The sequence below is a fragment of the Stutzerimonas stutzeri genome, assembly GCF_000935215.1.
GTDB lineage: Bacteria > Pseudomonadota > Gammaproteobacteria > Pseudomonadales > Pseudomonadaceae > Stutzerimonas.
In genome coordinates, this window is sequence record NZ_JXXD01000171.1 from 1 (window position 1) to 12337 (window position 12337).

Below are 12337 nucleotides of genomic sequence, written 5' to 3' on the forward strand. Positions count from 1 at the left end.
GGCAATCGCCACGGCCGGTTCTTCCGGAGCGTTGCATGCGCATCCCCACCGCAATCAAGCTGCACAAGGCGTCGAAAACCCTGGAGCTGGAATATGGCAGCGACGAGCGCCATGTGCTGTCCGCCGAATTCCTGCGCGTGCATTCACCCTCGGCCGAGGTGCAGGGCCACGGTAATCCGGTGCTGCAGACCGGCAAGCTGAACGTAGGCCTCGAGCAGATCGAACCGGCCGGCCAGTACGCGCTGAAGCTGACCTTCAGCGACGGCCATGACAGCGGCCTGTTCACCTGGGATTACCTGGAGCGCCTGGCGCTGAATCAGCAGACGTTGTGGGAGGACTATCTCGCGGCACTGGCGGCCGCCGGCAAGTCGCGCGACCCAAATGAATCGGTCGTCAAGCTGATGTTGTGAGGGCGAACCCGTAGGGTGGATCACGCTTCACCGATCCACCGGGTGACGGCCCACCGGATGGCGATCCACCGGGTGGCGGCCCACCGATTGGAGTCGCGGTGGATGTAAAAAGCGACATCCACCCTACGCCCGGCACCTTATCGAGGCGCCCGCCAAGCTGACCGCCAGCTTAGGCCAGCGCCTTGTCCAGCGCCCGCTCGATCTGCCCCTGAATGCTGCTACCCATGGCCGAGAGCAGCAGGCCGAGGTTGAGCAGGACCTTCACGCTGTCCTCGTAGACTTCGATACGCCCATCCGCGCCGCTGCGCTTGACTGCCAGCACATCGCCCTGCCACTGACAGCTCACACCGAACTCGCGAGCCAGGCGTGCAGCCAGTTCGTCGGCCTTCTCGCGTGCGGCCTCGCGGCCAAGATTGTGGGTACGTTCGACGATGATCTGGGCCATGAGGACTCCTGGCTGCGCCCGAAAAGGCGCGCACTATAGCAAAGCGGCGCCGTCGATCGCCTGGCCGCCCCGCCTGCTCATGCCAATGAACCCTCTGTCCCCCAGGCCTGTCCCCGCCAGCGCCATCCTGCGACATGTCGCCGCTAGCCCTTTTGCCCGCGACCGCCAGCTCGACGCTTATCAGCCGCCTATTTAGGTTTAGAATGCCGGGCACATTCTTTCCGGCGAAAGTGACATGACCGACCCTCGCAAAGCGCATGACGCAGAACCGACCACCCATTTCGGCTACAAGAACGTGCCGGAGAGCCAGAAGGCGCAGAAGGTGGCCGAGGTGTTCCACTCTGTGGCCGCCAAGTACGACCTGATGAACGACCTGATGTCCGGTGGCGTGCATCGTCTGTGGAAGCGCTTCACCATCGAGCTGTCCGGCGCCCGCCACGGCAATCGCATCCTGGACATCGCCGGCGGCACCGGTGACCTGACCCGCCAGTTCTCGCGCATCGTCGGCCCCACCGGCGAGGTGGTGCTGGCCGACATCAATGCTTCGATGCTCAAGGTCGGCCGCGACAAGCTGCTGGACAAGGGCGTGGCCGGCAACGTCAGGTTCGTTCAGGCCGATGCCGAGAAGCTGCCCTTCCCGGACAATCACTTCGACGTGGTCACCATCGCCTTCGGCCTGCGCAACGTGACGCACAAGGAAGACGCAATCGCGTCGATGCTGCGCGTGCTCAAGCCGGGCGGCCGCCTGCTGGTACTGGAATTCTCCAAGCCGACCAACCAGCTGTTTTCCAAGGCCTACGACGCCTACTCGTTCAGCCTGCTGCCGATGATGGGCAAGCTGATCACCAACGACGCCGAGAGCTATCGCTACCTGGCCGAGTCGATCCGCATGCACCCGGATCAGGAAACGCTCAAAGGCATGATGGAGACCGCTGGTTTCGAGCGCGTCAGCTATCACAACATGACCGGCGGCATCGTCGCCCTGCACCGCGGCATCAAACCCTGATGTTGCGCGCTGCCCTGCTGGCCGGTGCCGAGCGTGGCATCAATCGCGTCCTGCGCCTGGACCCCACGGCATTGCCACGACTGGCACGCCTGAGCGGCCGGATCATCGAGATCGACTGCACGGCGCCGGCCTGGCGGCTGTTCATCCTTGCCGACGACGAAGGCCTGCGCCTGGCCAGCAACTGGGGCGCGGATGCCGACTGCCGCCTGCGCGCGCCCGCGAGCAGCCTCTTACGCCTGGCCGTCAGTCGCAACAAGACCGCCGTGCTGCATGGCCCCGAGGTCGAGATCGACGGCGACAGTGGGCTGCTGATGAACCTCGCTGAGGTGCTGCAGGATCTGGAGCTGGACTGGGAATACGAAATTTCCCGCTGGCTCGGCCCGGTCGGCGCACAGCTGCTCGGCTCCAGCCTGCGCAGCCCAGTGGACTGGGTGCGCGACAGCGCCGACTCGCTGCGTCAGGACCTTGCCGACTACCTCAGCGAGGAATCGCGGATGCTGGTCGGCCAGGCCGAAGCCCAGGCGCGTTTCGACGAGCTGGATGACATGAAACTTGCCCTCGACCGACTCGAAGCCCGCATCGAGCGCCTCGCCCTCAACCTGAATCCAGATCGCCCCGAATGAAGCTGTTCGCCGCCGCACGCCGCCTGTTTCGCATCCTGCTGGTGGTGATCCGCTACCGCCTCGATGACATCATCCTCGACCTGCCGATGCCCTGGTGGTTGCGTGCCACCAGCTACCTGCTGCCCTGGCGCTGGATTCCGCGACGCCACAGCGAGCTGTCGCGCGGCGCACGCCTGCGCCTGGCACTGGAGGGCCTGGGGCCGATCTTCATCAAGTTCGGGCAGATCCTCTCCACCCGCCGCGACCTGCTGCCGCCGGATATCGCCGAAGAGCTGGCGATGCTGCAGGACCGCGTGCCGCCCTTCGATTCAGCCGTCGCCACGGCACTCATTGAGCGCCAGCTGGGCGCTCCGGTAGGGGAAATCTTCGCCCGTTTCGACAGCAAACCGCTGGCCTCCGCGTCGGTGGCGCAGGTGCACGCAGCCAAGCTGCGTTCCGGCGAGGAAGTGGTGGTCAAGGTGGTGCGCCCGAACCTCCGGCCGATCATCAGCCAGGATCTGGCCTGGCTGTTCATGCTGGCCAACAGCGCCGAGCGTATTTCCATCGACGCGCGCCGCCTGCACCTGGTGGAAGTGGTCGACGACTACGCCAAGACCATCTACGACGAGCTCGACCTGCTGCGCGAAGCGGCCAACGCCAGCCAGCTCAAGCGCAACTTCGAGGGCTCGGCGCTGCTTTACGTGCCGCAGGTATACTGGGACTACTGCCGCCCGCAGGTGCTGGTGATGGAACGCATCTACGGCGTACCGGTGACCGACATGGCTGGGCTGGCACGACAGAACACCGACATGCGCCAGCTGGCCGAGCGCGGGGTGGAGATTTTCTTCACCCAGGTGTTCCGCGACAGCTTCTTCCACGCCGACATGCACCCCGGCAACATCTTCGTCAGCACCCACCAGCCCTGGAGCCCGCAGTACATCGCGGTGGACTTCGGCATCGTCGGCAGCCTGACGCCGGAGGACCAGGATTATCTGGCGCGCAACCTGATGGCCTTCTTCAAGCGCGACTACCGCAAGGTCGCGCAGCTGCACATCGATTCGGGCTGGGTGCCGGCGGAAACCAAGGTCAACGAATTCGAGGCCGCGATCCGCACCGTCTGCGAGCCGATCTTCGAGAAGCCGCTGAAGGACATCTCCTTCGGCCAGCTGCTGGTGCGCCTGTTCCAGGTGGCGCGGCGCTTCAACATGGAAGTGCAGCCACAGCTGGTATTGCTGCAGAAGACCCTGCTCAACATCGAAGGTCTCGGCCGTGAGCTGTACCCGGATCTCGACCTCTGGAGCACCGGCCAGCCGTACCTCGAGCGCTGGATGCGCGAGCGCATGAGCCCCAAGCAGCTGATCAAGAACGTGCACGCGCAGATTGAACAACTGCCGCACCTGGCCAACATGACCCGCGAGCTGCTCGAGCGCATGGCGCACCCTCACGCGAACAACCCACCGCCGCCCTGGCGCGAGCGCCACCACGGCTGGCCGCTGCGTCTGATCGGCGCCGTACTGCTCGGCAGCGGCGCGACCCTGGCGGCCAGCGCCGACAGCCTGACCGCCGTAACCGCCTGGCCGGCGTGGGTGATGCTGGTAGCCGGCATCTTCATCGTGGTGCGCCGATAGCCATCCCTGGTGCAGGCTGGCACACTTGGCCCATTGAGCGGAGAATCCGATGAACTGGCTGGACGAAATCAACTGGAACGCCGACGGTCTGGTGCCGGCGATCGCCCAGGACCACAAGACCGGCCGCGTGCTGATGATGGCCTGGATGAATCGCGAAGCCCTGACGCTGACTGCGCAGGAAAACCGCGCCATCTACTGGTCGCGTTCGCGCAACCGGCTGTGGCGCAAGGGCGAGGAGTCCGGACATGTGCAGCAGCTGCACGAGCTGCGCCTGGACTGTGACGCCGACGTGATCATCCTGATGGTCGAGCAGATCGGCGGCATCGCCTGTCACACCGGCCGAGAAAGCTGCTTCTACCGCGTTTTCGAAAACGGCGCCTGGAAGGTCGTCGAGCCGGTCCTCAAGGACCCGCACGCCATCTATGCGGAGCACAAGCATGAGTGACACCCTGACCCGTCTGGCCGAGGTGCTGGAAGCCCGCAAAGGCGCGGCGCCGGACAGCTCCTACGTTGCCAGCCTGTACCACAAGGGCCTGAACAAGATTCTCGAGAAGGTCGGCGAGGAATCGGTGGAAACCATTCTCGCCGCCAAGGACGCCGCCGTCAGTGGCGACTCCAGCGACCTGATCTACGAAACCGCTGACCTCTGGTTCCACAGCCTGGTCATGCTCGCCGCGCTCGGCCAGCACCCGCAGGCCGTGCTGGATGAACTGGATCGACGCTTCGGTCTCTCCGGACACGCGGAAAAAGCCGCGCGTCCGCAAACCTGATTCACATCGGAGATATCACCATGGGTTTTGGCGGCATCAGCATCTGGCAACTCCTGATCATTCTGCTCATCGTCATCATGTTGTTCGGCACCAAGCGCCTCAAGGGCCTGGGCTCCGACCTCGGTGATGCGATCAAGGGCTTCCGCAAATCCATGGGCACCGACGAGGAAAAGCCCGGCGTCGAAGACAAGCAGAACCAGACCATTGACGCGCAGGCGCGCAAGGTCGAAGAACCGACCAAGAAAGACCAGTGATAACGTTCCATGCGGCCGAGCGGCGACCTTCGCTGCCCGGCCGCTCTCCCTATTGATGTGAGCACGTCCTGATGTTCGATATCGGTTTCACCGAACTGCTACTGGTCGGCCTGGTGGCATTGATGGTGCTCGGGCCGGAACGCCTGCCCGGTGCGGTTCGCACTACGGGACTGTGGGTTGGCCGGCTGAAACGCAGCTTCAGCAACATCAAGGCCGAGGTGGAGCGCGAGATCGGTGCCGACGAGATCCGTCGGCAGCTGCATAACGAGCGCATCCTCGACCTGGAGCGGGAAATGAAGCAAAGCATCATGCCACCGACTTCGTCCACCAGCTCGAGCACCACCACGCCACCGCGGACCGAAAACACGGCGAGCGAAACTGCGGACAGTACCGGCGCCGCCGTTACGCCCAGCCCCAGCCCGGAAGCGCCGCCAGCTGCACCTGTTGCTGAACCTGCACCTACCCCTCGCCCCGACAGATCGCCAGAACCATGAGCCAGCCTTCCATCGATGATCAGGAAATGCCCCTGATCGCTCATCTGACCGAACTGCGCAAGCGCCTGCTGCGCTGCGTCGTGGCCATCGGCCTGTTGTTCGGCGGGCTGTTCTACTTCTCCCAGCAGATCTACGCACTAGTCGCCGCACCGCTGCGCGCCTATCTGCCGGAAGGCGCGACGATGATCGCCACCGGCGTCGCCTCGCCCTTCCTGACACCGTTCAAGCTGACCTTGATGGTCGCGCTGTTCCTGTCGATGCCGATCATCCTGTACCAGATATGGGGCTTCATCGCCCCAGGCCTGTACAAGCACGAAAAGCGCATCGCCGTGCCGCTGCTGGTGTCGAGCATTTTCCTGTTCTACGCCGGCATGGCCTTCGCCTATTTCGTCGTGTTCCCGATCATGTTCGGCTTCTTCGCCAGCGTGACGCCGGAAGGCGTGGCGATGATGACGGACATCGGCCAGTACCTGGATTTCGTGCTCACGCTGTTCTTCGCCTTCGGCGTGGCATTCGAGATTCCAGTGGCGACTTTTCTGCTGATCTGGGTGGGCATCGTCGACGTCGCCACCCTGCGCAAGAGCCGACCCTATGTGGTCGTCGGCTGCTTTGCCGTCGGCATGGTGCTGACGCCACCGGACGTGTTCTCTCAGTCTTTGCTGGCGATACCGATGTGGCTGTTGTTCGAAGCCGGGGTGATCTGCGGCAGCATGATCAAGACGCGTGAAGCGCAGTTCCGTGGCGATGCCGAGGAAGAGCCTGCAGAAACCAGCGACCAGCCCCCCGCGCCGCGTCCGTGAACCTGCTGCTGCTCGACACGGCTGATTTCATCGCCGATGACCGCGTATTGCTGCGTGACCGGCGCCTGACTCACCTGCAACAGGTCCATCGCGCCGAGGCGGGCGAGCAGCTCAGAGTTGGCCGCGTGGGCGGCAACATGGGCAGCGGACAGCTCCTGCGCCTGGATGCTCACGAGGCAGAGCTGCAGGTCAGCTTCGACCAACCACCGCCGGCGAAGCTGCCGGTGACCCTGCTACTGGCGCTTCCACGGCCTAAGATGCTGCGCCGCGTGCTGCAGACCGTGGCCGCCATGGGCGTGCCGCGGCTGGTATTGCTCAACAGCTATCGCGTCGAGAAAAGCTTCTGGCAAACGCCATTCATCGAGCCCGCCGCCATCCACGAGCAGCTGATCCTCGGCCTGGAACAGGCGCGTGACACCGTCCTGCCGGAGGTCATTATCGAGAAGCGCTTCAAGCCCTTCGTCGAGGATCGCCTGCCTCAGCTTGCCGCAGACACTCTGGGGCTGGTCGGCCATCCCGGCGATTTTCCCCATTGCCCCCGTGCCGTAACGCAGCCTGTCACCCTGGCGATCGGCCCGGAAGGCGGCTGGATCCCATACGAGGTAGACAAACTGGCTGCCGCCGGCCTGCGGCCGGTTCAGTTGGGCGAGCGCATTCTGCGCGTGGAAACGGCGGTCAGCGCGCTGCTGGCCCGACTGTTCTGAGCCTGAACGGCTGACTCACCACCGTCACCGTTCGCCGCCTCACCGATCGCCCCGATGAACGTAACGCACCCACCCGGTGCAAGGGAGTCACAGATTAGGACTGCTCACGCTTCAGTGCGTCTGCGCTGCGGCCTCGACACTCCAACGAATCCCTAAAAGAGCCGTTCTTGCCATGCGACCATTGACCATCGACATGCACCGTCTGGAGTACGCTCTGGATGGACGCGACAGCGCCGAGTACTACCTGGACCTGGAAAGCGGTGCCATCCGCGCCGTTTTTCCCAGCGAGCCAGCCCCCGGCGTCATGGAGAAATACGACGTACAGCAGGATCGCTATCTGCACATCGAACCGCTGGAGCTCGCGCAATCCATGGCGATGCGTGAGGCCTTCCTCTTCACCCAACACGACCCGATCGCCCACGCGGTGCTGAGCAGTGCGCTGAACGGCCGCAAGCCGCTGCGCACCTTCGACTTCAAGCTGGAGGATTTCCCTGCGGTGAGAGAGGCCTGGCTGGACTACCAGACCGTGCAGCTGCGCGAGTACGCGATCACCTGGCTGCGCGAGAACGACCTGGAACCGGTCCGGCACTGATTCACGCGCGTCAGCTTTCGAGGAGAAAGGTCACCGGACCGTCGTTGACCAGATGCACCTGCATCTCGGCGCCGAAACGCCCGCAGGCCACCTGTGGATGCTGCTGGCGCGCCTGGGCCAGCAGGTAGTCGTAGAGCGCTTCGCCGTGCACTGGTGGCGCGGCGCTGGAGAAACTCGGCCGCAGCCCGCTGCGGGTATCGGCCGCCAGGGTGAACTGCGATACCAGCAGCAGACCACCATCGATATCCTTCAGCGAGCGATTCATCTTGCCCTGCTCGTCGCTGAAGACGCGGTAGTTGAGCAGCTTGTGCAACAGCTTGTCGGCACGGGCATGATCGTCCTCGCGCTCGACGCCCACCAGCACCAGCAAGCCCTGATCGATGGCACCGACCACCTCGCCTGCTACCTCGACCCGTGCCTGACGGACACGCTGGATCAATGCTTTCATCGCTGGGCGGCTCCGTCAGGCGTCTGTCGGAGGCAGATCGAGCAAGCGGTGGGCGATCTCACCGGTCGCCCGTATCAGCGCATCGGTAATGCCTAGCTCCGCCGCCGAATGCCCAGCGTCGCGAATGATCTGCAACTCGCTGTTCGGCCACGCCTGATGCAGCGCCCAGGCATTATCCAGCGGGCAGATGGCATCGTAACGGCCGTGCACGATGATGCCCGGCAGGTGGGCGATCTTCGGCATGTCGCGCAAGAGCTGATCCGGCTCGAGAAAGGCCTGATTGACGAAGTAGTGGCATTCGATCCGCGCCATCGACAGCGCCCGGTGCGCATCGGCAAACCGCTCGACCACGTTGTGATTCGGCCGCAGCGTGGCGGTGCGACCTTCCCAGCAGGACCACGCCTTGGCGGCGTGCATCTGGGCGATCTGGTCGTTGCCGGTGAGACGGCGGTAGAACGCTTGCATCAGGTCGTCGCGTTCCTCCAGCGGAATCGGCGAGAGGAAGTCCTGCCAGTAGTCCGGGAAGAGCCGGCTGGCGCCTTCCTGATAGAACCAGGCGAGGTCCTGCGGACGGCAGAGGAAGATGCCTCGCAGGATCAACGCATGCACATGCTCGGGATAGCTCTGCGCGTAGGCCAGGGAGAGCGTCGAGCCCCAGGAACCACCAAACAGCACCCACTTGTCGATGCCCAGATGCTCGCGGATGCGCTGCATGTCGGCGATCAGATGTGCGGTGGTGTTGTTCTCCAGGCTGGCATGGGGCGTCGAACGTCCGCAGCCACGCTGATCGAAGGTGATGATGCGGTACAGGGTCGGATCGAAGAAGCGGCGGCTGAGGGCATCGCAGCCGCCGCCGGGACCGCCATGGACGAACAATACGGGCAGACCATCCGGCGACCCACTCTCGTCGACATAGAGCACATGCGGTTCTTCCACCGCCAGCTCGTGTCGGGCGTAGGGTTTGATCTCCGGATACAAGGTCTGCATGGCACACTCCTGATCTGCGGCGGGCCGGCTGGCCCCCATGACGTTAGCGGCATCATAACGAGGTTCACGGAGTTGAGCATGTCAGCATGGAAAATAGCGGCACTGGCGCTATTAATGACCCTGGCCGGCTGCGGCCGGGACGACCCGAAAGCGGCGCTGCAGCAGTCCGCCGAGCAGTTACAGACGACCCTGGAGAACAAGCAGGTCGGCGACCTGATGGAACTGCTGCACTCAGATTTCCAGGCGCAGCGGCAGTACGATCAGGAATGGGCGCGGCGCACGGCAACGCTGATGTTCCTGCGCCATCGCAATGTCCGGGTAATCGCCCTCAGCCAGCGCAGCTGGGTCGATCCGACCTATCCCGATCGCGGCCATACCGAGGCACAGGTGACGCTCGCCGGCGCCGAATCACTCCTGCCGCAGCAGGCGGGGCATTATCAGGTCAGACTCGAGTGGCGCCAGGAGCGAGGCGAATGGCAGCTGGCGCGTCTGGAATGGGACTGAGCAGGCCAAACGATTACTGGCGCCAGATCAGTTCGCTGGTGTCGTAACCGCGCCGCTCGGCCTCGGAGAGCAGGCGATCGCGGGTCGCCTGGTCGACCTCGGTGTCCCGCGCAAGCAGCCAGAGATACTTGCGATCCGGGCTGCCGACCAGCGCAGTGCTGTAGCCCTCGTCCAGATAGAGCACCCAGTAGTGGCCCTTGGTCAGACCGGGAAAGAGCCGGCTGAACCAGTTGTCGAAGCGCACCCACAGCCGATCGGTACTGCCGGCTTCCTGCGGCACCGCTTCGCCTTTGGCTTCCTGCCAGTCGCCGTCTTCTGTTTCGCAACGGTTGGTCACCGCCACGCTGCCATCGGCCTGCAACTGGTAATTCGCTTCGGAGCGTATGCAATTGCGCTGAAAGAACATCGGCAAGCGCGCCAGCTCGTACCAGGTCCCCTGATAGCGTTGAAGGTCGACCTCGCCGACCGTTTCAGGGGGCTGTTCGCGCCCACCTCCTGCGCAGCCGCTCAACAGCATCAGGCACAGCAGGGCAACGACACTCGCACGCATGGGATATCTCCTGAGTTACATCAGCAGTTATTTCAGCCCCTTGCCGGAAAACATCATCACCTTGTCGCCCGCGAACTGAACGCTGATGAAGCGATTCTTCTCGCCCCAGGTGCAGCTCGACATCCCCAGCGCCCCGGCGCATTCGGAAGGTTTGCCGAGCAACTGCTCGACTTCCACCCGTTCCATGCCGGGCTTGAGCTTGGCGAAGTTTTCCTGGGTGATCGGACTGCAGGCAGCCAGCAGGACGACGCAGGCAATCAGCAATGGGGTACGCAATGGCATATCGAGCTCCTTGCTTGTTCTAAGGTTCAATGCCCCGCGGAAGCGGTGCCGCGGAGCGTTGGCCGGAAATGGCATCCGCGCTCAGAAGGACGAGCCCGGCTGCTCCAGAAATAGTCGCTCGGCGTCGCTGGCTTCGCGGCCGAGAGTTGCATTGCGATGCGGGAAGCGGCCGAAGCGGGAAACCACCTCGCGGTGGCGCTCGGCATAGTCGAGAAAGCCGACAAACAGCGGCTGTTCCGCCTCGTCGGCGATGTCGCGCAAGGCAGTGAACTGCGCGACGGCCAGATCCTGGGTTGCCAGGTTCTCCGCGTGCTCCAGCACCAGGTAGATGAACACGCGCTGGATAGGCGCCAACAGCATGTCGCCGCCGTGGGCCAGGCCATCGCGAACCAGGTGCTGGGCGCGCTCGTCGCCGGCGAAAGCCTTCGGCGTGTTGCGATGGATCATGCGCGGCAGCTGATCGAGCAGCAGCACCAGTGCGAGCCAGCCCTCGGGCAATTCGGCCCAGTCCTGCAGCTCGCCGTTCAGAGCCTGTTCGACCAGTGCGCCGAAGCGCTGGCGCGCCTCGTCGTCCTGTTCTGCGCGGTAGCCAAACCAGAGTCGCTGCTTTTCAGCCGCGATCTCGCTGGCGCTGGTGCCCTGGCCGAACCACCAGTGGAGCAAGTCCTGCCAGGGCGCCTGCATCGGTCAGCCCTGGTGGTAGCCGGTGACGCGCTCGACTTCTTCCTTCGAACCGAGGAACACCGGCACGCGCTGGTGCAGGGACTCCGGCTGAATTTCCAGGATGCGCTGCGTACCGTTGGTGGCGGCGCCGCCGGCCTGCTCGACGATCATCGCCATCGGGTTGGCCTCGTACATCAGGCGCAGCTTGCCGGCCATGGAAGGGTCGCGGTTGTCACGCGGGTACATGAACAGACCGCCGCGGGTGAGGATGCGATGCACGTCGGCCACCATCGAGGCGATCCAGCGCATGTTGTAGTTCTTGCCCAGCGGGCCGTCCTTGCCGGCCAGCAGCTCGCCGACATAGCGCTGCACCGGCTCTTCCCAGTGGCGTTGGTTGGACATGTTGATGGCGAATTCGGCAGTGCTCTGCGGAACGCTGAGGTTCTCGTGGGTAAGCACGAAGCTGCCCAGCTCACGATCCAGGGTGAAGCCCATCACGCCGTGGCCGAGAGTCAGAATCAGCATGGTCTGCGGGCCGTAGATGGCGTAGCCGGCGGCAACCTGCTTGGTCCCCGGCTGCAGGAAGGCTTCCTCGCCGAGTGCGTCGTTCTGACTGAAACAGGCATCCGGGCAGCGCAGCACGGAGAAGATGGTGCCGACCGAGACGTTGACATCGATGTTGCTCGAGCCGTCCAGCGGGTCGAAGACCAGCAGGTAAGCGCCCTTGGGGTATTTGCCGGGAATCTGGTAGGCGTTGTCCATTTCCTCGGACGCCATGCCGGCCAGGTGACCGCCCCACTCGTTGGCCTCCAGCAGGATTTCGTTGGAGAGCACGTCGAGCTTCTTCTGCACTTCGCCCTGGATGTTCTCGCTGTCGGCGCTACCCAGTACGCCACCGAGGGCGCCCTTGGATACCGCGTGGCTGATTTCCTTGCACGCTCGTGCCACGACCTCGATGAGAAAGCGCAGATCAGCAGGCGTGTTGTTACTGCGAGTCTGCTCGATGAGGTAGCGACTGAGGGTTACGCGTGACATGGAAATGACTCCGGAGGAAGGATAAACCCGCGCAGTTTAGCAGGCCGTAGGAAAACTAACTCCCCTCAGACAGGTCCGCCCCCTGCAGAGTTCAGCGAAGCGGCGGCCAGATTGCCAGCACGGTCGGCAACCCTCGCCATTTGTGGCTGCGCGCCGGCGGATG

19 protein-coding genes are annotated in these 12337 nt (G+C 64.0%); 12 read left to right on the forward strand and 7 right to left on the reverse strand.

Annotation, left to right across the window (positions count from 1 at the left end; genetic code table 11):
• Positions 1 to 35 precede the first annotated feature (35 nt).
• Positions 36 to 410 (forward strand): gamma-butyrobetaine hydroxylase family protein, encoded by a 375-nt coding sequence (locus tag LO50_RS17475; protein WP_014821914.1) that lies wholly within the window; start codon positions 36 to 38, stop codon positions 408 to 410.
• Positions 411 to 579: 169 nt separating this feature from the next.
• Here LO50_RS17475 and LO50_RS17480 read toward each other — a convergent pair whose 3' ends face one another.
• Positions 580 to 855 (reverse strand): polyhydroxyalkanoic acid system family protein, encoded by a 276-nt coding sequence (locus LO50_RS17480; protein WP_014821915.1) that lies wholly within the window; start codon positions 853 to 855, stop codon positions 580 to 582.
• A 235-nt stretch (positions 856 to 1090) separates the two neighbouring features.
• On the opposite strand from LO50_RS17480, the gene ubiE reads away from it, so the two are divergent.
• From ubiE to LO50_RS17530, 10 genes are all read left to right on the forward strand, one after another.
• Positions 1091 to 1861, forward strand: coding sequence for a bifunctional demethylmenaquinone methyltransferase/2-methoxy-6-polyprenyl-1,4-benzoquinol methylase UbiE (ubiE, locus tag LO50_RS17485; protein ID WP_014821916.1), 771 nt, complete (start codon positions 1091 to 1093; stop codon positions 1859 to 1861).
• The gene (locus LO50_RS17490; protein ID WP_003280971.1) at positions 1861 to 2484 is read left to right on the forward strand and encodes a ubiquinone biosynthesis accessory factor UbiJ; all 624 of its coding nucleotides are present in this window, start codon (positions 1861 to 1863) and stop codon (positions 2482 to 2484) included. Before ubiE ends, LO50_RS17490 begins: the two co-directional genes overlap by 1 nt.
• Entirely contained in the window at positions 2481 to 4091 is a 1611-nt protein-coding gene (ubiB, locus tag LO50_RS17495; RefSeq protein WP_044315788.1) for a ubiquinone biosynthesis regulatory protein kinase UbiB, read from the forward strand. The genes LO50_RS17490 and ubiB overlap by 4 nt, the downstream gene beginning before the upstream one ends.
• Positions 4092 to 4140: 49 nt before the next feature.
• Complete coding sequence (hisI, locus tag LO50_RS17500) at positions 4141 to 4536, forward strand: phosphoribosyl-AMP cyclohydrolase (RefSeq protein WP_014821918.1); 396 nt, start codon at positions 4141 to 4143, stop codon at positions 4534 to 4536.
• Positions 4529 to 4861 carry a phosphoribosyl-ATP diphosphatase gene (locus LO50_RS17505; protein WP_011911574.1) on the forward strand — a complete coding sequence of 111 codons (333 nt, stop codon included), beginning with the start codon at positions 4529 to 4531 and terminating at the stop codon, positions 4859 to 4861. Before hisI ends, LO50_RS17505 begins: the two co-directional genes overlap by 8 nt.
• 20 nt (positions 4862 to 4881) lie before the next feature.
• Positions 4882 to 5115: a twin-arginine translocase TatA/TatE family subunit gene (gene tatA, locus LO50_RS17510; protein ID WP_014821919.1), complete on the forward strand. Its 234-nt coding sequence runs from the start codon at positions 4882 to 4884 to the stop codon at positions 5113 to 5115.
• A gap of 71 nt (positions 5116 to 5186) precedes the next feature.
• Positions 5187 to 5609 (forward strand): Sec-independent protein translocase protein TatB, encoded by a 423-nt coding sequence (gene tatB / locus LO50_RS17515; RefSeq protein WP_044315789.1) that lies wholly within the window; start codon positions 5187 to 5189, stop codon positions 5607 to 5609.
• Entirely contained in the window at positions 5606 to 6409 is an 804-nt protein-coding gene (gene tatC / locus LO50_RS17520) for a twin-arginine translocase subunit TatC (protein ID WP_044315790.1), read from the forward strand. Before tatB ends, tatC begins: the two co-directional genes overlap by 4 nt.
• The gene (locus LO50_RS17525; protein WP_044315791.1) at positions 6406 to 7113 is read left to right on the forward strand and encodes a 16S rRNA (uracil(1498)-N(3))-methyltransferase; all 708 of its coding nucleotides are present in this window, start codon (positions 6406 to 6408) and stop codon (positions 7111 to 7113) included. Before tatC ends, LO50_RS17525 begins: the two co-directional genes overlap by 4 nt.
• A 172-nt stretch (positions 7114 to 7285) precedes the next feature.
• The gene (locus LO50_RS17530; RefSeq protein ID WP_014821923.1) at positions 7286 to 7705 is read left to right on the forward strand and encodes a UPF0158 family protein; all 420 of its coding nucleotides are present in this window, start codon (positions 7286 to 7288) and stop codon (positions 7703 to 7705) included.
• A 10-nt stretch (positions 7706 to 7715) separates the two neighbouring features.
• Here LO50_RS17530 and dtd read toward each other — a convergent pair whose 3' ends face one another.
• A complete protein-coding gene (gene dtd, locus LO50_RS17535; protein WP_044315792.1) occupies positions 7716 to 8153 on the reverse strand; it encodes a D-aminoacyl-tRNA deacylase in 438 nt (145 codons plus the stop codon).
• Positions 8154 to 8168: 15 nt separating this feature from the next.
• Positions 8169 to 9140, reverse strand: a complete 972-nt coding sequence (gene pip, locus LO50_RS17540; RefSeq protein WP_044315793.1) for a prolyl aminopeptidase — start codon at positions 9138 to 9140, stop codon at positions 8169 to 8171.
• 78 nt (positions 9141 to 9218) lie between these two features.
• Between pip and LO50_RS17545 the strand changes: the two genes are divergently transcribed.
• Positions 9219 to 9644, forward strand: coding sequence for a hypothetical protein (locus LO50_RS17545; RefSeq protein WP_044315794.1), 426 nt, complete (start codon positions 9219 to 9221; stop codon positions 9642 to 9644).
• 13 nt (positions 9645 to 9657) lie between these two features.
• Here LO50_RS17545 and LO50_RS17550 read toward each other — a convergent pair whose 3' ends face one another.
• From LO50_RS17550 to LO50_RS17565, 4 genes are all read right to left on the reverse strand, one after another.
• A complete protein-coding gene (locus LO50_RS17550) occupies positions 9658 to 10194 on the reverse strand; it encodes a lipocalin family protein (RefSeq protein WP_044315795.1) in 537 nt (178 codons plus the stop codon).
• A 27-nt stretch (positions 10195 to 10221) separates the two neighbouring features.
• Positions 10222 to 10476 carry an outer membrane protein assembly factor BamE domain-containing protein gene (bamE, locus tag LO50_RS17555; protein ID WP_014821928.1) on the reverse strand — a complete coding sequence of 85 codons (255 nt, stop codon included), beginning with the start codon at positions 10474 to 10476 and terminating at the stop codon, positions 10222 to 10224.
• An 81-nt stretch (positions 10477 to 10557) separates the two neighbouring features.
• Positions 10558 to 11160 (reverse strand): DUF924 family protein, encoded by a 603-nt coding sequence (locus LO50_RS17560; protein ID WP_044315796.1) that lies wholly within the window; start codon positions 11158 to 11160, stop codon positions 10558 to 10560.
• 3 nt (positions 11161 to 11163) lie between these two features.
• A complete protein-coding gene (locus LO50_RS17565; RefSeq protein ID WP_014821930.1) occupies positions 11164 to 12174 on the reverse strand; it encodes a class 1 fructose-bisphosphatase in 1011 nt (336 codons plus the stop codon).
• Positions 12175 to 12337: the final 163 nt, after the last annotated feature.

Excerpts from the sequence above, each read along its gene's own strand:
- LO50_RS17475 (WP_014821914.1), top strand. The coding sequence starts at position 36 with ATGCGCATCCCCACCGCAATCAAGCTGCACAAGGCGTCGAAAACCCTG.
- LO50_RS17550 (WP_044315795.1), bottom strand. The coding sequence starts at position 10,194 with ATGCGTGCGAGTGTCGTTGCCCTGCTGTGCCTGATGCTGTTGAGCGGC.
- pip (WP_044315793.1), bottom strand. The coding sequence starts at position 9,140 with ATGCAGACCTTGTATCCGGAGATCAAACCCTACGCCCGACACGAGCTG.
- ubiB (WP_044315788.1), top strand. The coding sequence starts at position 2,481 with ATGAAGCTGTTCGCCGCCGCACGCCGCCTGTTTCGCATCCTGCTGGTG.
- LO50_RS17480 (WP_014821915.1), bottom strand. The coding sequence starts at position 855 with ATGGCCCAGATCATCGTCGAACGTACCCACAATCTTGGCCGCGAGGCC.
- dtd (WP_044315792.1), bottom strand. The coding sequence starts at position 8,153 with ATGAAAGCATTGATCCAGCGTGTCCGTCAGGCACGGGTCGAGGTAGCA.
- LO50_RS17505 (WP_011911574.1), top strand. The coding sequence starts at position 4,529 with ATGAGTGACACCCTGACCCGTCTGGCCGAGGTGCTGGAAGCCCGCAAA.
- tatA (WP_014821919.1), top strand. The coding sequence starts at position 4,882 with ATGGGTTTTGGCGGCATCAGCATCTGGCAACTCCTGATCATTCTGCTC.
- LO50_RS17560 (WP_044315796.1), bottom strand. The coding sequence starts at position 11,160 with ATGCAGGCGCCCTGGCAGGACTTGCTCCACTGGTGGTTCGGCCAGGGC.
- bamE (WP_014821928.1), bottom strand. The coding sequence starts at position 10,476 with ATGCCATTGCGTACCCCATTGCTGATTGCCTGCGTCGTCCTGCTGGCT.
- hisI (WP_014821918.1), top strand. The coding sequence starts at position 4,141 with ATGAACTGGCTGGACGAAATCAACTGGAACGCCGACGGTCTGGTGCCG.
- tatC (WP_044315790.1), top strand. The coding sequence starts at position 5,606 with ATGAGCCAGCCTTCCATCGATGATCAGGAAATGCCCCTGATCGCTCAT.
- tatB (WP_044315789.1), top strand. The coding sequence starts at position 5,187 with ATGTTCGATATCGGTTTCACCGAACTGCTACTGGTCGGCCTGGTGGCA.
- LO50_RS17530 (WP_014821923.1), top strand. The coding sequence starts at position 7,286 with ATGCGACCATTGACCATCGACATGCACCGTCTGGAGTACGCTCTGGAT.
- LO50_RS17490 (WP_003280971.1), top strand. The coding sequence starts at position 1,861 with ATGTTGCGCGCTGCCCTGCTGGCCGGTGCCGAGCGTGGCATCAATCGC.
- LO50_RS17565 (WP_014821930.1), bottom strand. The coding sequence starts at position 12,174 with ATGTCACGCGTAACCCTCAGTCGCTACCTCATCGAGCAGACTCGCAGT.
- LO50_RS17545 (WP_044315794.1), top strand. The coding sequence starts at position 9,219 with ATGTCAGCATGGAAAATAGCGGCACTGGCGCTATTAATGACCCTGGCC.
- ubiE (WP_014821916.1), top strand. The coding sequence starts at position 1,091 with ATGACCGACCCTCGCAAAGCGCATGACGCAGAACCGACCACCCATTTC.